26 protein-coding genes are annotated in these 23,466 nt (G+C 61.2%); 11 read left to right on the top strand and 15 right to left on the bottom strand.

Annotation, left to right across the window (positions count from 1 at the left end):
• Nucleotides 1-62: 62 nt before the first annotated feature.
• The 8 genes from ACZRMO_RS15530 to ffh all read right to left on the bottom strand — a co-directional run bounded on the left by ACZRMO_RS15530 (nt 63) and on the right by ffh (nt 6,050).
• The gene (locus ACZRMO_RS15530; protein ID WP_124525023.1) at nt 63-794 is read right to left on the bottom strand and encodes a thioredoxin fold domain-containing protein; all 732 of its coding nucleotides are present in this window, start codon (nt 792-794) and stop codon (nt 63-65) included.
• A gap of 139 nt (nt 795-933) precedes the next feature.
• Complete coding sequence (xerD, locus tag ACZRMO_RS15525) at nt 934-1,830, bottom strand: site-specific tyrosine recombinase XerD (RefSeq protein ID WP_124525024.1); 897 nt, start codon at nt 1,828-1,830, stop codon at nt 934-936.
• Between the two features lie 152 nt (nt 1,831-1,982).
• The gene (locus tag ACZRMO_RS15520) at nt 1,983-2,396 is read right to left on the bottom strand and encodes an acyl-CoA thioesterase (protein ID WP_017736774.1); all 414 of its coding nucleotides are present in this window, start codon (nt 2,394-2,396) and stop codon (nt 1,983-1,985) included.
• An 82-nt stretch (nt 2,397-2,478) separates the two neighbouring features.
• The gene (rplS, locus tag ACZRMO_RS15515) at nt 2,479-2,829 is read right to left on the bottom strand and encodes a 50S ribosomal protein L19 (RefSeq protein ID WP_003175895.1); all 351 of its coding nucleotides are present in this window, start codon (nt 2,827-2,829) and stop codon (nt 2,479-2,481) included.
• 45 nt (nt 2,830-2,874) lie between these two features.
• Nucleotides 2,875-3,648, bottom strand: a complete 774-nt coding sequence (trmD, locus tag ACZRMO_RS15510; RefSeq protein ID WP_177413985.1) for a tRNA (guanosine(37)-N1)-methyltransferase TrmD — start codon at nt 3,646-3,648, stop codon at nt 2,875-2,877.
• Nucleotides 3,630-4,166, bottom strand: coding sequence for a ribosome maturation factor RimM (rimM, locus tag ACZRMO_RS15505; RefSeq protein WP_463973385.1), 537 nt, complete (start codon nt 4,164-4,166; stop codon nt 3,630-3,632). The genes trmD and rimM overlap by 19 nt, the downstream gene beginning before the upstream one ends.
• Before the next feature lie 5 nt (nt 4,167-4,171).
• Nucleotides 4,172-4,423: a 30S ribosomal protein S16 gene (gene rpsP / locus ACZRMO_RS15500; protein WP_003238923.1), complete on the bottom strand. Its 252-nt coding sequence runs from the start codon at nt 4,421-4,423 to the stop codon at nt 4,172-4,174.
• Between the two features lie 250 nt (nt 4,424-4,673).
• The gene (gene ffh, locus ACZRMO_RS15495; RefSeq protein ID WP_017736777.1) at nt 4,674-6,050 is read right to left on the bottom strand and encodes a signal recognition particle protein; all 1,377 of its coding nucleotides are present in this window, start codon (nt 6,048-6,050) and stop codon (nt 4,674-4,676) included.
• Between the two features lie 234 nt (nt 6,051-6,284).
• Between ffh and ACZRMO_RS15490 the strand changes: the two genes are divergently transcribed.
• The 3 genes from ACZRMO_RS15490 to ACZRMO_RS15480 all read left to right on the top strand — a co-directional run bounded on the left by ACZRMO_RS15490 (nt 6,285) and on the right by ACZRMO_RS15480 (nt 10,019).
• Entirely contained in the window at nt 6,285-7,097 is an 813-nt protein-coding gene (locus tag ACZRMO_RS15490) for a cytochrome C assembly family protein (RefSeq protein WP_463973384.1), read from the top strand.
• A 12-nt stretch (nt 7,098-7,109) separates the two neighbouring features.
• The gene (locus tag ACZRMO_RS15485) at nt 7,110-8,348 is read left to right on the top strand and encodes a transporter associated domain-containing protein (RefSeq protein WP_463973383.1); all 1,239 of its coding nucleotides are present in this window, start codon (nt 7,110-7,112) and stop codon (nt 8,346-8,348) included.
• Between the two features lie 357 nt (nt 8,349-8,705).
• Complete coding sequence (locus ACZRMO_RS15480; protein WP_463973382.1) at nt 8,706-10,019, top strand: MFS transporter; 1,314 nt, start codon at nt 8,706-8,708, stop codon at nt 10,017-10,019.
• 105 nt (nt 10,020-10,124) lie between these two features.
• On the opposite strand, the gene purT is transcribed toward ACZRMO_RS15480, so the two are convergent.
• The 5 genes from purT to ACZRMO_RS15455 form a co-directional block, all read right to left on the bottom strand.
• Entirely contained in the window at nt 10,125-11,306 is a 1,182-nt protein-coding gene (gene purT / locus ACZRMO_RS15475; protein WP_124525028.1) for a formate-dependent phosphoribosylglycinamide formyltransferase, read from the bottom strand.
• Between the two features lie 69 nt (nt 11,307-11,375).
• Nucleotides 11,376-11,843: a VUT family protein gene (locus ACZRMO_RS15470; protein ID WP_017736782.1), complete on the bottom strand. Its 468-nt coding sequence runs from the start codon at nt 11,841-11,843 to the stop codon at nt 11,376-11,378.
• Between the two features lie 165 nt (nt 11,844-12,008).
• Nucleotides 12,009-12,224: a DUF1289 domain-containing protein gene (locus tag ACZRMO_RS15465; RefSeq protein ID WP_463973381.1), complete on the bottom strand. Its 216-nt coding sequence runs from the start codon at nt 12,222-12,224 to the stop codon at nt 12,009-12,011.
• Nucleotides 12,221-12,745, bottom strand: coding sequence for a gamma carbonic anhydrase family protein (locus ACZRMO_RS15460; RefSeq protein WP_463973380.1), 525 nt, complete (start codon nt 12,743-12,745; stop codon nt 12,221-12,223). Before ACZRMO_RS15460 ends, ACZRMO_RS15465 begins: the two co-directional genes overlap by 4 nt.
• Nucleotides 12,746-12,783: 38 nt before the next feature.
• Nucleotides 12,784-13,386, bottom strand: coding sequence for a CoA pyrophosphatase (locus ACZRMO_RS15455; protein ID WP_463973379.1), 603 nt, complete (start codon nt 13,384-13,386; stop codon nt 12,784-12,786).
• A gap of 149 nt (nt 13,387-13,535) precedes the next feature.
• Between ACZRMO_RS15455 and ACZRMO_RS15450 the strand changes: the two genes are divergently transcribed.
• The 8 genes from ACZRMO_RS15450 (at nt 13,536) to ACZRMO_RS15415 (ending at nt 22,531) form a co-directional block, all read left to right on the top strand.
• Nucleotides 13,536-14,084 carry an NUDIX hydrolase gene (locus ACZRMO_RS15450; protein WP_124525033.1) on the top strand — a complete coding sequence of 183 codons (549 nt, stop codon included), beginning with the start codon at nt 13,536-13,538 and terminating at the stop codon, nt 14,082-14,084.
• Between the two features lie 24 nt (nt 14,085-14,108).
• On the top strand, nt 14,109-14,612 hold the full coding sequence (locus ACZRMO_RS15445) for a L,D-transpeptidase family protein (protein ID WP_017736787.1): 504 nt from the start codon (nt 14,109-14,111) through the stop codon (nt 14,610-14,612).
• A 263-nt stretch (nt 14,613-14,875) separates the two neighbouring features.
• Nucleotides 14,876-15,634, top strand: coding sequence for a GntR family transcriptional regulator (locus tag ACZRMO_RS15440; RefSeq protein ID WP_463973378.1), 759 nt, complete (start codon nt 14,876-14,878; stop codon nt 15,632-15,634).
• A 9-nt stretch (nt 15,635-15,643) separates the two neighbouring features.
• The gene (nagA, locus tag ACZRMO_RS15435) at nt 15,644-16,750 is read left to right on the top strand and encodes an N-acetylglucosamine-6-phosphate deacetylase (RefSeq protein ID WP_124525036.1); all 1,107 of its coding nucleotides are present in this window, start codon (nt 15,644-15,646) and stop codon (nt 16,748-16,750) included.
• Complete coding sequence (locus tag ACZRMO_RS15430; RefSeq protein ID WP_463973535.1) at nt 16,743-17,753, top strand: SIS domain-containing protein; 1,011 nt, start codon at nt 16,743-16,745, stop codon at nt 17,751-17,753. Before nagA ends, ACZRMO_RS15430 begins: the two co-directional genes overlap by 8 nt.
• A gap of 36 nt (nt 17,754-17,789) precedes the next feature.
• Complete coding sequence (ptsP, locus tag ACZRMO_RS15425; protein ID WP_463973377.1) at nt 17,790-20,300, top strand: phosphoenolpyruvate--protein phosphotransferase; 2,511 nt, start codon at nt 17,790-17,792, stop codon at nt 20,298-20,300.
• A gap of 26 nt (nt 20,301-20,326) precedes the next feature.
• A complete protein-coding gene (gene nagE, locus ACZRMO_RS15420; RefSeq protein WP_463973376.1) occupies nt 20,327-22,033 on the top strand; it encodes an N-acetylglucosamine-specific PTS transporter subunit IIBC in 1,707 nt (568 codons plus the stop codon).
• 249 nt (nt 22,034-22,282) lie between these two features.
• Nucleotides 22,283-22,531 carry an EF-hand domain-containing protein gene (locus tag ACZRMO_RS15415; RefSeq protein ID WP_463973375.1) on the top strand — a complete coding sequence of 83 codons (249 nt, stop codon included), beginning with the start codon at nt 22,283-22,285 and terminating at the stop codon, nt 22,529-22,531.
• Between the two features lie 129 nt (nt 22,532-22,660).
• Here the strand turns inward: ACZRMO_RS15415 and ACZRMO_RS15410 are convergent, their stop codons facing one another.
• Together ACZRMO_RS15410 and ACZRMO_RS15405 are read right to left on the bottom strand one after the other, a co-directional pair.
• On the bottom strand, nt 22,661-22,945 hold the full coding sequence (locus tag ACZRMO_RS15410) for a hypothetical protein (RefSeq protein WP_463973374.1): 285 nt from the start codon (nt 22,943-22,945) through the stop codon (nt 22,661-22,663).
• Nucleotides 22,946-23,153: 208 nt separating this feature from the next.
• On the bottom strand, nt 23,154-23,465 hold the full coding sequence (locus ACZRMO_RS15405) for an NGG1p interacting factor NIF3 (protein ID WP_463973373.1): 312 nt from the start codon (nt 23,463-23,465) through the stop codon (nt 23,154-23,156).
• Nucleotide 23,466: the final 1 nt, after the last annotated feature.

The following is a 23,466-nucleotide window of genomic DNA, read 5'->3' as shown; positions in this document are numbered from 1 at the left end:
GCAATTAACGACCCGCCGACGTGTCAGCGAGCCTTGATCGTCGATGCTTCGACGATGCTGGTTTATTTGGCACCGAGCGCCAGTTTGGCAACTTGTGGTGCCGGCTGGTAGCCCGGAATCACTTGGCCGTCAGCCAAAACGATAGCCGGTGTACCGTTCACACCGATGGACTGGCCGAGGGCGAACTGCTTGGAAACCGGGTTGGCGCATTTGGCCGCCTTGATTTCCTTGCCATCGACCATCTTGTCCATGGCCGCCTTCTTGTCGGCCGAGCACCACACGGCTTGCAACTGCTCGTCACCCGGCGAGCCCAGGCCCTGGCGCGGGAACGCTACGTAGCGTACTTCCACGCCCAGCTTGTTCAGCGCGGGCACTTCGGCGTGCAGCTTGTGGCAATACGGGCAGGTGGTGTCGGTAAACACGGTGATGTGGGTCTTGGTCTCGCCGATGGCCGGGTAAACCACGGTCTCGGCCACCGGAATACCATTGATCAGCTTGGACACGCCCAGGCGCTCGGCTTTCTCGGTGAGGTTGACCGGCTTGCCGTCTTTCAACTGGAACAGGTAGCCCTGGACGATGTACTGGCCGTCGGCACTGGCGTACAGCACACGACTGCCCTTGAGCTTGACCTCATACAGGCCGGCCATCGGGCTGGCGCTGATGCTTTCGATCGGCGTGTCGAGCTGCAGGTTGGCCAGGCTCTTGCGGATGGTCTGCTCGGCAGCGTCATCAGCGAAGGCAAAGGTGGAAACCAACGCAATGGCTGCGGCGGCAATAATCTGGGTCAAGCGCATGGGAACTCCTGAAGGCAGATGCAGGGACGGGCATAAACGCCGCTTGGAAACACAGGCCTGGGCCGTCCCCTTTGCTAACCGGCAAAGCCTACCACAGTTGGGCGCAAGGGCAGCCCGCAGCGGGACAAATTGGCGGTTTTCAGCCTCGCGGATGGTGCTTGGCGTGCATATCCTGCAAGCGCGCACGTGCCACGTGGGTGTAGATCTGGGTTGTGGATAAGTCGCTGTGACCGAGCAGCATTTGTACGACGCGCAAATCCGCGCCGTGGTTGAGCAAATGGGTGGCAAAAGCGTGACGTAATGTGTGGGGCGACAGGCTCTTGCCGATCCCCGCGACCTTGGCTTGATGCTTGATCCGGTGCCAGAACGTCTGGCGGGTCATCTGCTCGCCACGCTGGCTGGGAAACAGCACATCGCTGGGGCGCCCACCGAGCAACTCACTGCGCCCATCGCGCATGTAACGCTCGACCCATACGATCGCCTCCTCCCCCATCGGCACCAGCCGCTCCTTGCTGCCCTTGCCCATCACCCGCAACACGCCCTGGCGCAGGTTGATCTGTTCCAGGGTCAGGCTGATCAACTCCGTCACCCGCAGGCCGCAGGCGTACAACACCTCCAGCATGGCGCGGTCGCGCTGGCCGATGGCTTCGCTCAGGTCCGGGGCGGCGAGCAACGCATCGACGTCGGCTTCCGACAACGACTTGGGCAACGGCCTGCCGAGTTGTGGCATATCGACTTGTAGGGTCGGGTCGAGGGCGATCAGTTTTTCACGCAGCAGGTAGCGATAGAAGCCACGCACACCGGAGAGGAATCGCGCAGTGGAACGTGGCTTGTAGTTCTGCTCAAGGCGCCAGGCCAGGTGATCGAGGATCAGCTCGCGGCCAGCGTTGAGCAGTTCGAGGTTTTTTTCCTGTAGCCAGCCATTGAACAGGGCCAAGTCGCTGCGGTACGCCTGGCGGGTGTTGTCCGACAGGCCTTTTTCCAGCCAGAGGGCGTCGAGGAAGCGGTCGATCAAGGGGTGGTCGATGGCGGGCATGGGGGCTCAGGCGGGTTTCTGTAGTGTCTGTTAGATCCTATCGCAGGCAAGCCAGCTCCCACAGGGGTTTTGTGTTGGGCCAGTGATTTGTGCCCAACACCAATCAAATGTGGGAGCTGGCTTGCCTGCGATGGCCGCGACTCGGTCTCAAGTCAGTCAACAAACCCAGGCAATACCGGCACCGGCCGCTTATCGGCATCAATCGCCACAAAACTGAACACGCCCTGGATCGCCCTTTCACGGCCATCGGCACTCATGCTCTCGACAAACACTTCCACTTCAACCTTGAGGCTGGTGTTACCCACTTTGATCACACGGCCGATCAGCTCAACGATGGAGCCGGCAGGGATCGCATGATTGAAGTCGATACGGTCGGTGGAAACCGTCACCAGCGGCAATCGGCAAAACCGCGTAGCCGTGATGAACGACACTTCATCCATCCAGGCCAACGCCGTGCCACCGAACAGCGTGTTGTGGTGGTTGGTGGTCGGCGGGAACACCGCCTTGGTCACATGGGTTACGGAAAGGTCGGTGCGGCGCTGGATTTCTTCAAGGCGAGTGGTCATTAACAAATACCGGCAAATAGACAAATTTCAGGCACAAAAAAGCAGCCCGTAGGCTGCTTTTTTCTGCATCGGGAAGCTGGACTTAAGCCAGTTTTTCCTTGATGCGAGCTGCTTTACCGGACAGGTCACGCAGGTAGTACAGCTTGGCTTTACGTACGTCACCGCGACGTTTAACGGCCATGCTGTCGATTTGCGGGCTGTAGGTCTGGAAAGTACGCTCTACGCCAACACCGTTGGAGATTTTACGAACAGTGAAAGCACTGTTCACACCACGGTTACGCTTGGCAATTACCACGCCTTCGAACGCTTGCAGACGCGAACGGTCGCCTTCCTTCACTTTCACCTGAACGACAATGGTGTCGCCCGGGGCAAAGGTAGGGATCTCTTTGGTCATCTGCTCTGCTTCGAGTGCAAGGATGATTTTGTTAGTCATGCTGTGCTCCTAAGGTAAGTCAATGGACCTACCATCGATACGTTGTTAACTATCGTCCCGCGCGAGGATGTATTCCTCGAGCAGCTTCTTCTCTTCTCCAGAAAGCGAGCGGCTTTCCAGAAGATCGGCGCGTCGTTCATAGGTCCGACCAAGGGACTGCTGTAAACGCCAACGCCGGATGTGTGCGTGATTGCCACTTAGCAATACGTCGGGAACACGCTGATCCGCATACACCTCCGGTCGGGTGTAGTGCGGGCAATCCAGCAAACCATCCGTGAAGGAATCTTCCTCCGCGGAGTCCGCATGCCCTAAAGCTCCAGGCAGCAGTCGTGTAACCGCATCTATCAGGACCATCGCCGGCAGCTCGCCGCCAGACAGGACATAGTCCCCAATCGACCACTCTTCATCGACATGAGCATCAATAAAACGCTCGTCAATGCCTTCGTAGCGACCGGCAATCAGGATCAATGCTTCCTCATTCGCCATGTCGCGTACCGCAGCCTGTTTCAGCTGACGGCCTTGAGGGGACAGGTAAATTACCTTCGCCTTCTCCCCGGCTGCGGCCTTGGCCTGGGCCAACGCGTCTTCCAGGGGCTTGATCTTCATCACCATGCCCGGGCCACCGCCAAATGGGCGATCGTCCACAGTGTGATGTCGATCCGTCGTGTAGTCTCGCGGGTTCCAACAGGTGAGCTGCAACAGCCCCTGTTTCACCGCCCGACTGGTGATGCCGTACTCGCTGATGGCGGAAAACATCTCGGGAAACAAACTGATCACTTCAATGCGCAAATTAGCCACGCTTAGAAGTCCGCATCCCATTCCACCTTCATCTCGCCTGAGGCCAGGTCGACGGCCAACACGCATTGCTCCGTATAGGGCAACAGGCGTTCGCGATCATCCAGGCTGCCAGCGCAAGGCTTGACCACCATTACATCATTGGCGCCGGTTTCCAGAAGATGATCGATTTTCCCGAGCAATTGCCCGAGTTGATCAATAACCTTCAGACCTTCCAGCTGGTACCAGTAGTACTCGCCGTCGGTCAATTCAGGGAACAGGTTGCGCGGCACGCAGATCTCATAACCGGCCAGAAGACGAGCTTCTTCACGATCATCAAGACCCTTGAGCTTTGCGACCAGGAACTTGTCGCTCCCGCGTCCACTGACCAGCTCGACCTGTTTCACACTACCTTCGCGCTTGAGCGTCCAGGTTTTGTACTGCAACAGGTTTTCAGTCGGATCAGTAAAGGAATACACCTTCACTTCGCCGCGAACGCCATGAACAGAGTAGATCTTGCCGATAACGATCAAATCATCAGCAACAGCTGGCGTCGCGTTCATATTGCTCAGGCTGCGGCCTTAGCCGAGTCTTTCAACAGCTTGGCAACGCGCTCGGATGGCTGTGCGCCAACGCTCAGCCAGTAGGCTACGCGCTCTTGGTTCACGGACAGACGAACTTCTTGACCACGAGCGATCGGGTTGAAGAAGCCAACTTGTTCCTTGTGAGAGCCGTCACGTGGGTTGCGGCTGTCAGTTACGGTCAAGTGGTAAAACGGGCGCTTTTTGGAGCCGCCAAGGGCAAGACGGATTGTTAGCATGTGAACATCGTTCCTGTAGTCGGTGCTGCAAATCTAAATGCACAGCGGGCATAGGTGCCCGAAAGGCCGCATATTCTAAGGAATATCCGGACTTTTGCAAATGTCTTTTTCTGGCGCCTATCGGCGTGCCATTCAGATCTGCTATAGAGCCGTCGGTTAAAACGGCAAGTCAGCTCCCGCTAACCGCGGGTTTGCTGGAGATCCCACATCCCTGTGGGTCGGAGCAAAAGCAGGCTTTTGCTCGAATTCTTTACATTTTCGGCATGCCGCCGCCGGGCAACATACCGCCCATGCCGCGCATCATCTTGGCCATTCCGCCTTTTGCGGAGAATTTCTTCATCATCTTCTGCATCTGCTTGTGTTGCTTGATCAAGCGACCGATGTCCTGCACCTGGGTGCCGGAACCCATGGCGATCCGACGCTTGCGCGAACCGCTGATCAGCTCAGGGTCGCGGCGCTCGGCCGGGGTCATGGAGTTGATGATGGCTTCCATCTGCTTGAACTGCTTCTCTGCCGCGCCCTGGGCATTGCCCATTTGCGCCAGGTTCACACCGCCGATGTTCGGCAGCTTGTCCATCAGGCCGCCGAGGCCGCCCATGTTCTTCATCTGTTGCAGCTGGTCACGGAAGTCTTCGAGGTCGAAGCCCTTGCCCTTCTTCAGCTTCTTGGCCAGCTTGTCGGCCTTGTCCTTGTCGAGCGTGGCTTCGGCCTGCTCGATCAGGCTGAGCACGTCGCCCATGCCAAGGATGCGCGAAGCGATACGCTCCGGGTGGAACGGCTCGAGCGCTTCGCTCTTCTCGCCCATACCGATGAACTTGATCGGCTTGCCGGTAATGGCACGTACCGACAGCGCGGCACCGCCACGGGCGTCGCCGTCGACCTTGGTAAGGATCACACCGGTCAGCGGCAGTGCGTCGCCGAAGGCCTTGGCGGTGTTGGCCGCATCCTGGCCGGTCATGGCGTCGACCACGAACAGCGTCTCTACCGGGTTGATCGCGGCATGCAGCGCCTTGATCTCGCCCATCATCTCTTCGTCGATGTGCAGGCGACCGGCGGTATCGACGATCACGACGTCGATGAACTTCAGCTTGGCTTCTTTAATAGCTGCGTTGGCGATATCGACCGGCTTCTGGCTCAGGTCGGACGGGAAGAAGGTCACGCCCACTTCGCCCGCGAGCATTTCCAGCTGTTTAATGGCCGCCGGACGGTAGACGTCGGCCGACACCACCATCACGGACTTCTTCTTGCGCTCTTTAAGGAAGCGCGCCAACTTGCCGGCGGTGGTGGTCTTGCCCGCACCTTGCAGACCGGCCATCAGCACGACGGCCGGTGGCACGGCGCTGAGGTTCAGGTCTTCGTTGGCCGCGCCCATCAGGCTTTCGAGTTCGGCCTGGACGACTTTCACGAAGGCCTGGCCCGGCGTCAGGCTGCGGGACACTTCGGTGCCCACTGCGCGCTCTTTGACCGAGTTTACGAAGTCCTTCACCACTGGCAAGGCCACGTCGGCTTCCAGCAACGCCATGCGCACTTCACGCAGGGTGTCTTTGATATTGTCCTCGGTCAGCTTGGCCTTGCCGGTTACGTGGCGCAGCGTCTGCGAGAGACGGTCAGTCAAGTTTTCAAACATGCGCGTTCCTTTCAGGCCCTACTCATCGAAATGCAGTGGTAGACCGAGGTAATGACGGCCCAGGCTGTGGTAAATCGCTATTAAAAACAGCGCTCGGCGAGCCTGCGGCGTGGGCAGGTCGCGGATTATAGCGAAGACTGCCGCCATGCACACCCGCTGTCTGGCCTGAGAGTCTTTCGTGTTACGCGGGGGTATGCCAAACTCAGCGCCTTTCGGGCTTGCCTAACAGGATTTATGCTCCCTTTGTCACCCAGTTTGCTACCCAGCCTCGCCGCCGCCATTTTGTACGCCGCTGCGACTCTCTATCAGGGCACTCGTCTGGCCCAAGGCACCAAGGCGGACAAACGCCTGCTGGTCGGCCTTGGCGTCGCTGCCCTGCTGGCCCACGCTGCCAGCCTGTTTACCCACCTGATGACGCCGGTCGGCCTGGGCCTGGATTTTTTCAGCGCCGCCAGCCTGATCGCCGCGGCCGTGATCGCCTTGACGCTGATCGCCTGCTCGCGCATCCCGGTGGAGAACCTGCTCGTCCTGCTATTCCCCCTGGGCCTGCTGACGGTGCTGCTGTCGCAATTCGCCCCCACCGGCACCGTCCAGGTGATCGATGAGGAGCCGGGCATCCTCGCGCACATTCTGCTGTCGATCCTGGCCTACGGCATGTTCACCATCGCGGTGTTCCAGTCCCTGCTCCTGCTGTTGCAGGACCACCAGCTCAAGCACAAGCACCCGTCCGGGCTGATCAAGAACTTCCCGCCGCTGCAAACCATGGAAAGCCTGCTGTTCGGATTCCTCTGGGCCGGCTGGACGCTGCTGTCGCTGTCACTGATCTCCGGCTGGCTGTTCGTCGAAAACCTGTTTGCCCAGCACCTGGTGCACAAGACCCTGCTGGCGTGCCTGGCCTGGGTCGTGTTCAGTGTGCTGCTGTGGGGCCGCAACCGCCTTGGCTGGCGCGGGCACAAGGCGATCCGCTGGACCCTGGCCGGTTTCTGCCTGCTGATGCTGGCCTATTTCGGCAGCAAGCTGGTCCGCGAATACATCCTGCATATCTGACGGGCAGCGATCATGGACAACTTGCCCCTGGGGCCGATGCTCGCGGTAGTCGCCTTGCTGGTGTTATGGGCGGCGCTGTTTACCGCCATCGAAGCCGCACAACAACACCTGCTGGCCCTGCGCCCCGGTACACGCCAGGGTGACAAGGCGGCGGCGCGCCTGAACTTCCCGCGCAACAGCCTGATCCTGTGCAACAGCTTGTGCCGCGCCGCGGTGGTGATCCTCTGCACTCTGCTGGCGATCTACGCCTGGGCGCAAAACGGCCCCTGGCTGGGCTGGATGATTTCCTGCGCGATCCTGCTGATCCTCGCCGACTACCTGCCCCGTGCCCTCGCCACGCGCTATCCGCAGGCAGTGCTGGGCTTTGGCAATACGCTGCTGGGCGTCCCCCTGAAAATCCTTTACCCCCTGGCCTGGCTGCTCAATGGCATCAGCCTGTTGCTGCTGCGCCCGTTCGCCCGCAAGCCCGGCGTGGTGAAAAAGAGCGACGAGCCGTTGCCCGATCATGACGATGAGCCGGAAGCTGAGTCCGACGACAGCCGCACCCCAGGCATGCCAGGCATCCACGCCCTGGACAACATCACCGTCAACGACATCCTGGTGCCGCGCAGTGAAGTGGACGGCATCAACCTGGATGACTCGATCGAAGAGATCATCGAGCAACTGCGCACCTCACAGCGTACGCGCCTGCCGGTGTTCCACAGCGACATCAACCAGGTCCAGGCGGTGCTCAATACTCGGCAGATCCAACACCTGCTGCCCGACGCCAGCCTGACCAAAGAGGCATTGCTCGCCGCCTGCCACGAGCCCTACTTCGTCCCGGAAAGCACACCCCTGCAACTGCAACTGCTGAACTTCCACAAGCAGCAGCGACGGCTGGGCATGGTGGTGGATGAATACGGCGAAGTGCTGGGCATTGTCACCCTGGAAGATATCCTTGAAGAAATCGTCGGTGAATTCGAGAGCGAACAGGGTGCGGACAACCCGCATATCGAAGCGCAACCCGATGGCCGCTACATTGTTGATGGCGCCGCATCGATCCGCGAACTGAACAAAAGCCTGAACTGGCACCTGCCCAGCGACGGCCCCAAGACCCTCAATGGCTTGGTCACCGAAGCGCTGGAGACAATTCCCGATTGCGCGGTGTGCCTGAAGATCGGGCGTTACCGCCTGGAAATCCTCGAGACCGAAGACAACCGGGTCAGCAAGGTGCTGATCTGGCACACCAGCCGGGTGCCTGTCGCCGCCTGACTATCTGGCACAACGCGGTAAAAATGTGGGAGCGGGCTTGCTCGCGAATGCGGTGTATCAGGCAACTTATCAGCGACTGACCCACCGCTTTCGCGAGCAAGCCCGCTCCCACATTTGATTTGCGGTGCATCAGTCCCTCTTGTTGTATTTCAAAACCCCTTCCTATAATCCCTGCGGCTTACCAAAGCCCCGCCCGTACGCGTGCTACCCGCACTTCAAGCGTCCAGGCACCGCTTTACCGTGTCTGACCGGTGTTCGCTCCCATCCCGAGCCGCCCCGCGCACAACCCATGATCCATGGGTGTTCGACCCATAATAATCCGCGTCCAAACGCGCAATGACCGCTAGGGATACCGCCATGAGCACCACCTATAACGAGGCCGCGACAGACGCCGCCCCGACCAACTCGACCGCACGGGTCGCCACGGCCAGCATCGTCGGCACCGCCATCGAGTTCTACGACTTCTATATCTACGCCACCGCCGCCGCGCTGGTGATCGGCCCTGTGTTCTTCCCGCAGACCTCCGGCACCGCGCAGATGCTGGCGTCGTTCCTGACCTTCGGCATCGCCTTTATCGCCCGCCCGCTGGGTTCGGCGTTGTTCGGCCACTTTGGCGACCGCATTGGCCGCAAATCCACCCTGGTCGCCTCGCTGCTGTTGATGGGCGTGTGCACCACGCTGATTGGTTTGCTGCCAGGCTACGACAGCATCGGGGCCTGGGCGCCGATCCTGTTGTGCATACTGCGCTTCGGCCAGGGCCTGGGCCTTGGTGGGGAATGGGGCGGTGCCGCCTTGCTGGCCACCGAGAACGCGCCGAAAGGCAAACGTGCCTGGTTCGGCATGTTCCCGCAATTGGGCCCCTCGATTGGCTTCCTCGCGGCCAACGGCCTGTTCCTGATCCTGGCCATGAGCCTGAGCGACGAGCAGTTCCGCAGTTGGGGCTGGCGTATCCCGTTCATCCTCAGCGCGGCCTTGGTGATGGTTGGCCTGTACGCCCGCCTGAAACTGCATGAAACCCCGGTGTTCGCCAATGCGGTAGCCAAGGAAGCCCCGGTCAAAGTGCCGCTGGTGGAGCTGTTCAGGCAGCACTGGCTGCCGGTGCTGCTGGGCGCGGCGTCGATGGTGGTGTGTTACGCGCTGTTCTACATCACCACCGCGTTTTCCCTGAGCTACGGCGTGTCGACCCTGGGTTACAGCCGCGAGACATTCCTCGGCTTGCTGTGCTTCGCCGTGTTGTTCATGGGGCTGGCCACCCCGTTGGCGGCCCTGGCCAGTGATCGCTACGGGCGCAGGCCGGTGCTGATCGTCGGCGCGATCCTGGCGATCCTGTCGGGCTTTACCATGGAGCCGCTGCTGACCCACGGTTCAACCTGGGCCGTGGCGTTGTTCCTGGCGCTGGAGCTGTTCCTGATGGGCGTGACGTTTGCGCCGATGGGCGCGATGCTGCCGGAACTGTTCCCAACCCGCGTGCGTTATACCGGCGCATCGGCGGCGTATAACCTGGGTGGGATCGTGGGCGCGTCAGCAGCACCGTTCTTCGCGACCAAGCTGGTGGCGATGGGTGGGCTGAGTTATGTCGGTGGGTATGTGTCGGCGGCAGCGTTGCTTAGTTTGATTGCCGTGCTGTGCCTGAAAGAAACGCGGGATAACGATTTGAACAAGGTCGCCTGATAGACCGCCATCGCGGGCAAGCCCGCTCCCACACTTGACCGAGTTCCAGTATGAGAATGCGGTCAAATGTGGGAGCGGGCTTGCTCGCGAAGGGCGCGACTCGGTTTAAAGTTCTACTACAACAGCCTTCGAAGCACGAGTCGCCTTGGCCCGAGCCGCTTCAATCGACTCATCCCGCGCTAGCGCCACACCCATCCGCCGCTGACCATTCACTTCCGGCTTGCCAAACAAACGCAACGCCGTGTCCGGCTCGCTCAAGGCCGCGCCAAGGTTGGCGAACGCAGTCTGGGTCGACTGCCCTTCCACCAGAATCACCGCCGAAGCCGAAGGCCCGAACTGGCGAATCAACGGAATCGGCAGGCCGAGAATCGCGCGAGCGTGCAAGGCGAACTGCGACAGATCCTGAGAAATCAGGGTCACCAAGCCAGTGTCATGGGGCCGCGGCGACACTTCGCTGAACCACACCTGATCGCCCTTGATGAACAACTCCACGCCAAACAGGCCACGGCCACCCAGGGCCTCGGTCACGGCTTTGGCGACGCGCTCGGATTCGGCCAGGGCAATCGGGCTCATGGCCTGCGGCTGCCAGGATTCCTGGTAATCGCCCTTCTCCTGACGATGGCCAACCGGTGCACAGAAGGTGGTGCCGCCAATGTGGCGCACGGTCAGCAAGGTGATTTCGTAGTCGAAGTCGATAAAGCCTTCGATGATCACCCGGCCTTTACCGGCACGCCCGCCTTCCTGCGCGTAATCCCAGGCTGTCTGCACGTCATCGGCGCTGCGCAGCAGGCTCTGGCCCTTGCCCGACGAACTCATCACCGGCTTGACCACGCACGGGAAGCCCAGGTCTTGCACGGCCTTGCTGTAGTCTTCGAAGGTATCGGCGAAGTGGTACGGCGAGGTTGGCAGGTCCAGTTCTTCGGCAGCCAGGCGACGGATGCCTTCGCGGTTCATGGTCAGCGAAGTGGCACGCGCCGTCGGGATCACGGTGAAGCCTTCGGCTTCCAGTTCCACCAGGGTGGCGGTGGCGATGGCTTCGATTTCCGGCACGATGAAGTGCGGCTTCTCGGCTTCGATCACTGCACGCAGGGCGGCGCCGTCGAGCATGTTGATCACGTGGCTACGGTGCGCAACCTGCATGGCAGGGGCGTTGGCGTAGCGATCCACGGCAATCACTTCAACGCCCAGGCGTTGCAGTTCGATTACCACTTCCTTGCCCAGCTCACCGCAGCCACACAGCAAAACGCGGGTCGCGGTTGGCGACAATGGAGTTCCGATTCGGGTCATCTCAGGTCCTCAGGGGAGCGGATCGTTTGGAGAAAGGCCGGCATTTTACATGAACTGCAAGAATTGGCCTCAGTTGACGACGGCGCGCTTGCGCACGCGCCAGGCCATGATCAGCCACACCACCGTGACCCCGGCGAATTTCGACGCCAACGCAGTGCCGGCCACGGCCGGGGTGAGTGCGCCGATCAGGCCGAAAAAGATAAAGGTATCCAGGGGAATGCTCAGCGCCGAACTGATCCACAAGCGGTCGTGGAGCGGGCGCTTGGTGATGCTGAACACCAGCCAGTCGATGCACTCGGACACCGCGAACGCCGTAGCGCTGGCCAACGCAATGGCCGGGTCGGACGTTACATACGACAACACCAACGCCGCCAGCATGGCAACGATTGCGCCGTGGCCGAAGCGGGTTTGCACCATGTCGCGCAGGATAAAGACCAGGCCACCCCAGGCGGACCAGATGACATCCAGGTGCGGGGCGGTGGAGAAGGCGAAGTTGATCAGCACGACGCTGCTGATGTAGGCGATCAGGAAGAGCATGGGAAAGTGGACCTGTGGGTTATGCCGCACAGGGTACTTCACAAATAGAAATATGTCGTCTGGGAGGGCCCCTTCGCGAGCAAGCCCGCTCCCACATTTTGACCGCATTCCTACAGGATAAACGCGGTCAACTGTGGGAGCGGGCTTGCTCGCGAAAGCGATCTATCAAGCGCCCGATTTCCCAGGAACCATAAACACCATCCCCCCCGCCACCGCCCGCTCATGACACAACCCCAACACCACCCGGCGCTCGGCATTGTCCATGCGCCCCCAACGCGTAATCTCATCCACCGTACGCTGGCAACCGGTGCAGATATCGTCGTCATCCAGCGCGCAAATACTCACGCACGGCGAGGCAACGGGGCGTTCAAGCGGGTTCATGCTTCCTGCTCAACCAAGTCACGCGCGTAACGCTGCGAGTTATGCACATAGTGCGCGGCGCTGGCTTCGAGCATCTTCTTCTGCGCCTCGGTCAACTCACGCACTACCCTGCCCGGCGAGCCCATCACCAGCGAGCCGTCGGGAATTTCCTTGCCCTCGCCGATCAGCGAGTTGGCGCCAATGATGCAGTGCTTGCCGATCTTGGCGCCGTTGAGGATGACGGCGTTGATACCGATCAGACTGTAGTCGTCCACCGTGCAGCCGTGCAGCATGGCGTTATGGCCGATGGTCACGCCGGTGCCCAGGGTCAGCGGGTAGCCCATGTCGGTGTGCATCACGCTGCCGTCCTGCACGTTGCTGTTCTTGCCGATCAGGATCAGTTCGTTGTCGCCACGCAACACCGCGTTGAACCAGACGTTGGCACCCTCCTCCAGCTTGACCTTGCCCACCAGCGTGGCATTGGGGGCCACCCAGCTGTTGGGGTGAGTCTCGACGCGGGCGTCGCCCAGGCGGTATTTCATGGTTTTTCCTCACGGCTCGCCATTCAAACGATGGCTTATTAGATGTTGATGAAGCTTTTCGGTGGCTGGTGCAGGCTGATCTTGGCATCGTCATAGAGCAGGTTGATCAGCTCGACGATCATGATCGCCGTCAGGCCCCAGATCTTGTATTCACCAAACCGATAGCTGGGCACGTACCAACTACGGCCCTGGTAATCGATTCTGTGGGTATGTTCGCGCGGGTCCTGTCGGAAAAACTCCAAGGGCACGCTGAAAACGGCGGAAATCTCGGCATCGTTGGCCAGGTATTCGACGTAATCGGGGATAACGCCTACATAGGGTGTCACCCGAATGCCATGCAGGGAGATCAGTGGACTCAATGGACCGATCACTTCCACCAGGCCGGGCGGCAGGCCGATTTCTTCTTCGGCCTCACGCAGGGCGGTGAAGATCAGGTCCGGGTCTTCGGGGTCGCGGCGCCCGCCGGGGAAGGCCACTTCGCCACCATGGGTCGACAGGCCGCTGGCGCGCAGGGTCAGGATCAGCTCAGGTTCGTCACTGCGGGTAATCGGCACCAGCACCGCGGCCTCGGGGAAACGCCCGTCGGTCTCCAGGGTGTGGGGAGTGTGATTGCTTACCCGGCGAAGTAGCTCGTCCAGCATGAGTCATCTCGGTCTGTTGGCTACCTTGCATCATGCACCAAAGCGTGCGGGCGCCCAACCCCAAAACCCGGGGGGTGTCGCTAAACGACAACTTGTTGCAGCGCCCTGCCCGCCAAGCCAAGATAGACGCACTTTCCAGGAACCCCAGCATGAATTTCTGCAGCCAGTGCGGTAAACCGGTTACCCAACGCATCCCCGAAGGCGACGGCCGCCTGCGTTTTGTGTGTGATCACTGCTCGACCATTCACTACCAGAACCCCAATATCGTCGCCGGCACTGTGCCAGTGTGGGGCGACAAAGTGCTGCTGTGCCGCCGCGCCATCGAACCGCGCCTGGGTTACTGGACCCTGCCCGCCGGCTTCATGGAGAACGGCGAGACCGTCGAACAGGCCGCCGCCCGCGAAACCCTGGAAGAAGCCTGCGCCCGTGTGCGCAACCTGAGCATCTACACCCTGATCGATGTGCCGCACATCAACCAGGTGCACATCTTCTACCGCGCCGAACTGGTGGACCTGGACTTCGCCGCAGGCCCCGAAAGCCTTGAAGTGCAGCTATTCGACGAAGCCGACATCCCTTGGTCCGAGCTGGCTTTCCGCACGGTCGGGCGTACCTTAGAATGCTTTTTCGCTGACCGCCGGCAACAGCAGTTCCCGGTACGCAGCGAAGCGGTGCCGCCGATGATGCCATCGCCCAAATAACACTCCAGGCAGGAAACCGTTTTAATGCGTCTGTTGCTCGCCCTTATCTGCCTGTCGTTCGCTACCTTGTCATCAGCCTCCACGGTGGAAACCCTCGGCGGCAAAACCGTCGAAAAAGTCCTGGTCCTCAAGTCCGCCCACCAGTTACAACTGATCAACGACGGCAAGCCCCTCAAGACCTACCGCATCTCCCTCGGCAAGAACCCCAAGGGCCACAAGCTGATCGAAGGCGACCGCCGCACGCCAGAAGGCCTGTACTGGCTCGACTGGCGCAAGACCAGCGACCGCTTCAACCTGGCCATGCACATTTCCTACCCCAATATCAGCGACGCCGCCCGCGCCCGCCGTGAAGGCGTAAAGCCCGGCAGCATGATCATGATCCACGGCACCCCCGACACCGAGGAATACCCGGAACAGTGGTTCCACACCCTGGACTGGACCGACGGCTGTATCGGCATGCGCAACGTGGACATGCGTGAGGTCTGGAACCTGGTCAAGGACGGCACCCTGATCGAGATTCGTCCGTAATCTCGTACCGTTCGTAAAATAATTCAAAAAAATTCCCCCCTCTCGAACACGCCTGCCGGTGAATACCAGTTCACCGCGCCGGGCTGCACTGTTCTGCGCGCAATAAAGACCTCTCTAATACCACTTGATGCCAGCCCCCATTACAGGGCTATAAAACCTTGGCCTGCACCGTTTTGGCTGCATTGACATGGTATTTAAGTGGTATTAATTTCCGGCCATTACCGGGCGACAACACTCCAATAACCGCATCGGAAACCCAACAGATGAACCCCATCCTGGCCCTGCGCCCCGACGACAAACAATCCACGCCGCTGTACCTGCAACTGGCGCGCAAACTGGAAGCGGCGATACATGCCGGCCAGTGGACGTCCGAACAGGCGCTGCCATCGGAACGTGCGCTGTGCGAGCAGTTGAGCATTTCGCGGGTCACCGCCCGCAAAGCCCTGGAAGTGTTGTTTGCCCAAGGCCTGATCCGCCGCAGCCAAGGCTCCGGCACCTTTATCACACCACGCCTGGAACAGCCGCTGTCGCGCCTCTCGGGTTTCAGCGAGATGCTGCGCCTCAAGGGCTTTGTGCCCAGCTCCCAATGGCTGGAGCGCGACATCACCCCGCCGACCCACGAAGAACTGATCCGCCTGTGCCTGTCGCCCACCGACAAAGTGGCGCGCCTCAAGCGCCTGCGCAAAGCCGACGACACGGTGATGGCAATTGAAATGACCGCCATGCCCGCCGCCATCTTGCCCAACCCACAGGCCGTCGGCAGTTCGCTGTATGAATACCTGGAAGGCATCGGCAAACCCATCGTGCGCGCCCTGCAACATATCCAGGCGATCAACGCCTCGGACGAATTCGCCAAGCTGGTGGGCATCGCCCCCGGCACCGCCATGCTGCTGATGACCCGCGTGGGCTACACCGCCGACAACACACCGATCGAAATCACCGACACCTATTGCCGCAACGACTACTACGACTTTGTCGCAGAGCTGCGCCGCTATGACTTTGCCGCCGAGTTGCGGCCTTAGAGAACTGCCATGTCCGAAGACAATATCCTCACGCCCCACGGCTGGATGCGCGGCCGCCTGGTGCACGAACACGGCAAGGTGATCGCCATCGAAGGCACGCCTTGCGACCCGGCCGACAACGATTTGCCCTACCTGCTGCCGGGCTTTATCGACCTGCACGTACACGGCGGTGGCGGTAAGGACATCATGGAAGGCTTCGCCGCCTTCGAGACTATCACCCGCACCCATGTGCGCTTTGGTACCACGTCACTGCTGGCCACGACCATGACCGCGCCGGTGGACGAGATCTCCAGCGTGCTCGACCAACTTGGCACCTTTTGCGAGCAACGTCCTACAGGCTGCGCTCGGGTTCTCGGCGTACACCTGGAAGGGCCCTACATCAATCCGGGAAAACTCGGCGCCCAACCCAACTTCGCCCACACCGCGCTGATGGATGAAGTGGAAGCCTACCTGCGCCTGGCGCCGATCCGCGTGATCACCATCGCGCCGGAAATCGCCGGCCATGACGCGTTGATTCGCGCCCTCAGCCAACGCGGCATTCGCATGCAAATCGGCCACACCCTGGGCAGCTATGAAGAAGGCGTCGCCGCCCTCGCCGCCGGCGCCACCAGCTTCACCCACTTGTACAACGCCATGAGCCCGCTGCATCACCGCGAGCCGGGCATCGTCGGCGCCGCGCTGGCCCACGCCAAGTACGCCGAGTTGATCCCCGACTTGCTGCACGTGCACCCCGGCGCCATGCGCGTGGCCTTGCGCGCGATCCCGTGTTTGTACTGCGTCACCGATTCCACCGCCGCCGCCGGCATGCCCGACGGCGAATACAAGCTGGGCAGCCACACCGTGACCAAATGCCTGGGCGGCGTGCGCCTGGCCGACGGCACCCTGGCCGGCAGCACCCTGACCATGGATCAGGCGTTGCGCAACCTGGTGAAAATCGGCCTGCCGATCAGCGAAGCCTCACAACGCCTGTCGCAATTTCCTGCGGACTACCTGGGCCTGGAAGAACGCGGCCGCCTGCAACCCGGCAGCTTTGCCGACTGCGTGCGCCTGGACCGCTCCCTGCAACTCACCGACGTAATGGTCGAAGGAGAAACCATTGACTTCAAAAATGCTTGAAGAGGCCCTGGCCTCCTGCGACGCCGTCGCGGCACAACTGCAACGCCTGGAACCGACACTGGCAGAAATCGCCGGCCGCCTGCGCCGCCAACCACCGCAAGTGGCGATGACCATTGCGCGCGGCAGTTCGGACCACGCCGCCAGCTACTTTGCCTACCTGGCGATGCAGCACGTGGGCATCCCCGTGGCGTCGTTGCCGATGTCGGTGGTGACCTTGTTGCAGGCGCCGATGAAAGTCAGCGGCCAAGTCGCGTTCGGCTTCTCTCAATCGGGCCAGAGCCCGGACCTGGTCAACAGCCTGCGCCTGCTGCGCAAACGCGGCGCACTGAGTATCTCGATGGTCAACGCCGAAGACTCACCCCTGGAAGCCGCGTGCGAGTTCCACGTACCGCTGTGCGCTGGCCCGGAACAGAGCGTGGCGGCGACCAAGAGCTTTATCGCCACCCTCAGCGCCAGCGCGTTGTTGGTCGGCCACTGGAACGGCGAAGCCGACTTGCTGCAAGCCTGCCAGGCCCTGCCCGACGGTCTGCGCGAAGCCGCCAAGCAAGACTGGAGCGTCGCCATCGACGCCCTGCGCGGCTGCCAGCAACTGATGGTGATCGGCCGTGGCGCCGGGTTTGCCATCGCCCAGGAAGCCGCGCTCAAGCTCAAGGAAACCTCGGCGATCCAGGCCGAAGCCTTCAGCAGCGCCGAAGTGCGCCACGGGCCGATGGCCTTGATCGGCGCCGACTACCCGCTGCTGGTCTTCGCCCCACGCGGCGCCGAGCAGGCCGGCCTGCTGAGCCTCGCCGCCGATATGCGCCAACGCGGCGCCCGCGTGTTGCTGGCCGCACCGGACGATATCGCCGAGCGCGACCTGACCCTGAGCCGAGCCGAACACCCAAGCCTGGACCCGATCCTGGCGATCCAGAGTTTTTACGTCATGGCGGCCGGCCTAGCGGTCGCGCGGGGCATGAACCCCGACCAGCCGCGCCACCTGAGCAAAGTCACCCGCACTCACTGAGTCGGTTGCCGTGTTTTCCTGATGAGTACCGTGCCCATGTCCTACAACAATAATGAATTGACCCTCAGCGCCCCGTTAAGCGGGCCGGTGCTGACCCTGGGCAACGTTCCTGACGAAGTGTTCGCCAGCGGCGCCATGGGCGACGGCATTGCCATCGACCCGCTGAACGATTGCCTGCACGCTCCCTGTGACGGCGTGATCATCCACGTCGCCCGCACCGGGCATGCGCTGACGATTCGCGCCGAAAACGGTGCCGAAATATTGATGCATGTAGGCATCGATACGGTGGAGTTGAACGGCGAAGGGTTCGCGTTGTTGGTCAAGGACGGCGCGCGGGTGAGCCAGGGGCAAGCGCTGGTGCAGTTCGATCTGGACCGGATTGCGCGGCAGTGCAAAAGCCTGGTCAGCCTGATCATTCTCACGAATGGCGAACACTTTGAACTACGGTCGGTGGCGGGAAAAACCGTCAAGGTCGGTGAGCCGTTACTGCAGATCGTCGCGCGCTCGGCGGCTTCGATTGAGGCGCCTGTGGATAACTCCACTGCGCAAGCCAGCGCCCACGTGCGCATCACTCATCGTGGCGGTTTGCATGCGCGCCCGGCGGCGTTGATCCGCAAGACCGCCCAGGGTTTCAGCAGCCAGGCGCAGCTGCATTTCGCCGGCAAGTCGGCCGCGTGCGACAGCCTGATCGGCTTGCTGGGCTTGGGCATTGGCGAAGGCGACGAGGTGCGTGTCACCTGCCGTGGCAAGGATTGCGAGGCGGCGCTGCAAGCCTTGGTCGCCGCCTTGTCAGTGGCCGTTGGCGAAGAACCCCACGCGCCCATCGTGGCCGCACCCCGCCGCGCGAATAGCGAAGCCGGTGTGCTGCAGGGCGTCTGCGCAGCACCCGGCCTGGTGTGCGGGCCACTGGTGCGCCTGACCGGCATCGACCTGCCGCAAGACACCGGCCAGCATTCAGCCGACGAACAACTGCAACAGTTGGACGTCGCCCTGGAACAGGTGCGCAGCGAAATCCGCAGCACCCTCGCCCATGCCCGCCAGCGCAAGAACGTCGAAGAAGAAGACATCTTCGCCGCCCACCTCGCGCTGCTTGAAGACCCGACACTGCTGGACGCAGCCACCCGCGCCATCGAACTCGGCAGCGCCGCCACCCACGCCTGGCGCGATGCAATCCAAGCCCAGTGCGAAGTCTTGCTGGCCCTGGGCAAACCGTTGTTTGCCGAGCGCGCCAACGACCTGCGCGACCTGCAACAACGGGTGCTGCGTGCATTGCTGGGCGAAGCCTGGCATTTCGAATTACCGGCCGGGGCGATTGTCAGCGCCCATGAACTCACCCCATCAGACTTGTTGCAGCTGAGCGCGCAACAGGCCGTCGGCATCTGCATGGCCGAAGGTGGCGCGACGTCCCACGTGGCAATCCTGGCGCGCGGCAAAGGCCTGCCGTGTGTCGTGGCGTTGGGCAGCGAAGTGCTCGATGTGCCCCAGGGCCAACGCGTGGTGTTGGACGCCGCCAATGGCCGTCTGGAACTGGCCCCCAGCGCAGCGCGCCACGCCGAAGTGCACCAGATTCGCGACGCGCAGAAACAGCGGCGCCAACAGCAACAGACCCAGGCACAATTGCCAGCCCGCACGGTCGACGGCGTGACGATCGAAGTGGCCGCCAACGTCGCCTCCAGCAGCGAGGCCCAGGTGGCGTTTGAAAATGGTGCCGACGGCGTCGGCCTGCTGCGCACCGAATTCCTCTTCGTCGACCGCCGCACCGCGCCGGATGAACAGGAACAACGTCAGGCCTATCAAGCGGTGCTCGATGCCATGGGCGACAAGGCGGTGATCATCCGCACCATCGACGTGGGTGGCGACAAGCAACTGGACTATCTGCCGTTACCCGTCGAGGCCAATCCCGTGTTGGGCCTGCGCGGTATCCGCATGGCGCAGGTGCGGCCCGAGCTGCTCGATCAACAACTGCGTGCGCTGCTGCAAGTCTCGCCGCTGGAGCGTTGCCGCATCCTGTTGCCGATGGTCAGCGAAGTGGATGAGCTGCTACAGATCCGCCAGCGCCTGGACGAACTCTGCGTCGAGCTGGAACTGACCCAACGCCCGGAACTCGGGGTGATGATCGAAGTGCCCGCCGCCGCGCTGATGGCCGAACAGTTGGCCAAGCACGCGGACTTCCTCTCCATCGGCACCAATGACCTGTCCCAGTACACCCTGGCCATGGACCGCGACCACGCCGGCCTCGCCGCCCGCGTCGATGCGTTGCACCCGGCGCTGCTGCGGCTGATCGCCCAGACCTGCGCGGGCGCAGCCAAGCATGGCCGTTGGGTCGGCGTGTGCGGCGCCCTCGCCTCCGACCCACTGGCCACGCCGGTGCTGATCGGCCTGGGCGTCAGCGAGCTGTCGGTGAGCCCGCCGCAGATCGGCGAAATCAAGGACCGCGTCCGCCACCTGGACGCGGCGCAATGCCGGCAACTGAGCCAGGGCCTGCTCGACCTGAGCAGCGCCAAGGCCGTGCGCCAAGCCTGTCAACACCACTGGCCGCTGAGCTGAAAACAACAAGAATAGGGAGACACGCCATGTACCAACACTTTATCGAAGGCCTGCAACGCCTGGGCCGCGCGCTGATGCTGCCGATTGCGATCCTGCCCATCGCCGGCCTGCTGCTGCGCCTGGGCGACACCGACCTGCTGAACATCGCGGTGATGCACGACGCCGGGCAGGCGATCTTCGCCAACCTGGCGCTGATCTTCGCCATCGGCATCGCCGTGGGTTTCGCCCGCGACAACAACGGCACGGCCGGCCTGGCCGGGGCGATTGGTTACCTGGTGATGATCTCCACCCTCAAGGTGATGGATACGAGCATCAACATGGGCATGCTCGCGGGTATCGCCAGCGGCCTGATGGCGGGCGGGCTGTATAACCGCTTCAAGGACATCAAGCTGCCGGAGTACCTGGCGTTCTTTGGTGGGCGACGGTTTGTGCCGATTGTCACCGGGTTCTCGGCGGTCGGGCTGGGGGTGATCTTTGGCTTGATCTGGCCGCCGATCCAGCACGGCATCAATAGCTTCGGCGTGTTGCTGATGGAGAGCGGCAGCCTCGGTGCGTTCGTGTTTGGTGTGTTCAACCGCCTGCTGATCGTCACCGGGCTGCACCATATCCTCAACAATATGGCGTGGTTTGTGTTTGGCAGCTTTACCGACCCGCTGACCGGCGCGGTGGTCACCGGCGACCTCACTCGCTATTTCGCCGGCGACCCGAAAGGCGGCCAGTTCATGACTGGCATGTTCCCGGTAATGCTGTTCGGCCTGCCGGCGGCGTGCCTGGCGATGTACCGCAATGCGCTGCCAGAGCGACGCAAGGTGATGGGCGGGATTTTCCTGTCGATGGCGCTGACCTCGTTCCTGACCGGGGTAACCGAGCCGATTGAATTTGCGTTCATGTTCCTCGCGCCGTTCCTGTACCTGATCCATGCGCTGCTCACCGGGCTGTCAATGGCGGTGACCAACCTGCTGGATATCCACCTGGGCTTTACCTTCTCCGGTGGGTTTATCGACATGGTGCTGGGTTGGGGCAAGTCCACCAATGGCTGGCTCGTTTTCCCGGTGGGGTTGGCGTACGCGCTGATCTACTACAGCGTGTTCAGCTACTGCATTCGCCGGTTCAATCTGAAGACGCCGGGTCGCGAGGATATCCAGGTGGTGCAGGCCGAGGTGATGACCGATAACCAGCGGGCCAGCGCGTATATCCGCGCATTGGGCGGTGCTTCGAACCTGTTGAGTGTGGGCGCGTGCACGACGCGCCTGCGCCTGGACATGGTGGATCGCAACAAGGCGGTGGATGCGGAGTTGAAAGCATTGGGCGCCATGGCCGTGGTACGACCGGGGAATGGCGGCAGTTTGCAGGTCGTGGTCGGGCCGATGGCCGATAGCATTGCCGATGAGATTCGCTTGGCGATGCCTTCATTTGTTGCCAGTGCGCCGGTGACGGTTGCGCCTGTGGATAAGCCGGTGGCGGTGAATGTGCAGGAGGCCGAGAAATGGCTGAATGCCTTGGGTGGCCGGGCAAATGTGCGGCAGTTGGAAGCCGTGGCGATGACGCGGTTGCGGGTGGAGTTGGGGGATGATTCGGTACTGTCCGAGGCTGACCTGACTGCATTGGGTTGCCAAGGCGTTAGCCAACTGGATAGCGGTGTTTGGCACTTGTTGATTGGTGACAAGGCTTCGGGGTTGGGTGAAGCGTTGGAGCGGTTGGTCAGTGGTCGGCAGGTTGGGGCTGGGGCTTGATTGATCGTTCCCACGCTCGGCGTGGGAATGCCGCCCCGGACGCTCTGCGTCCCAAGCCCTGCAAAAGGGTGACGCGGAGCGTCACAGGATGCATTCCCACGCAGGAGCGTGGGAACGATCATTAGGCGACTGTCAGTGTTGACAGTAGACGGCTAAAAATTTCCGCCCTAGTGTCACTCGACAAGGCAGAACAAGGACGTTGCGGTCGCCCTGATGTTTTTTCATCGACTTGAAGAAACCGAGGCAGCCATGAGCAAAGCCCTTGAGAAAAAACTGACACCGCAGCAATTGGAGCGCGTACGCGCGGACTTCAAACGCTACGACGCCAATGGCGACGGCACCCTGACCGTCGCCGAGTTCCGCAAGGCGATGGAGCCTTATTTCACGCCGGAGGATTTCAAGAAGTTGTTGAGTGAGATCAATCCAGGCGGTAACAGCACCATCAGTTGGAAGGAGTTTCTGACTGACTATATCCACGACCTGAATGCTGATAATTGAGGTGTCTGGACTGGCCCCATCGCGGGCAAGCCCGGCTCCCACATTTTTGATCTGTGAACACATTCAAAATGTGGGAGCTGGCTTGCCTGCGATTGGCCTTGAGTGGCGACTGAAACTTGAGTTCTGGTACTAGAGAAGCTCAATAACATAACCACTCGAAACGTCACTATCCGAAAGGGCCACGTTAAAAGAGTGCTTCGCCTTCTCTAGCACTGAAACATCTACAGTGATTGTATCCAACCCATTTGAATCGGACTTTCCTTGACCCAACACTCTTTTGGCCGCCCGCAGCATGTACGACTGATTGGAAGAATGGGTTTCAATAGAAAAACTCAGTATTACATCTTGGGTTTGCCCCTGATGAGGAATCGGATTCCCCTGTGAGTCCTCTGCACCTCTGATCTGCAGTGCCATGACCTTGCCCTCTGTCGTGAAGTAGGACGTTAAGTAAACACCTGCGACCTGATCAGCGTAACTGTGAACATTGACAGTTGATGCTCATTGAAAGACGTGCATAAATCAAAGATGGGAGCTGGCTTGCCTGCGATGAGGCCCTCACAGCCAACAAAAAACCCGCCGGCCAAACTGGCCCAGCGGGTTTCTTGTTTTTGCAGCCTGCGAATCAAAAATCCGCCAACTGCCACACTTCATAAGCCGGTGTCTCATACGGGTGACTGAGTTTGAGCGCAGCCACTACAGCCACGATCAACTCATCCGCCACCACCATCTCCACCTTCCACTCTTCAACCACTTCAACCTGACCCACCTGCCCAATAAACGGCTGACTGCCGTCCAACGCGCGGAATTGGCCCTGGCCCAGCACTTGCCAGGCGCAGTTGTCGTAGCTGCCGATGCGCCCGCCGCCAGCGGTGAAGACGGCGGTTTTCACCGTCTCCACATGGCTGTCGGGCACAAAGAAGGCGAGCTTGTACACC

The organism is Pseudomonas sp. B611, assembly GCF_055407965.1.
Note: the sequence above shows the minus strand (reverse complement) of the source record. Positions and strands in the feature narration are given on the sequence as shown.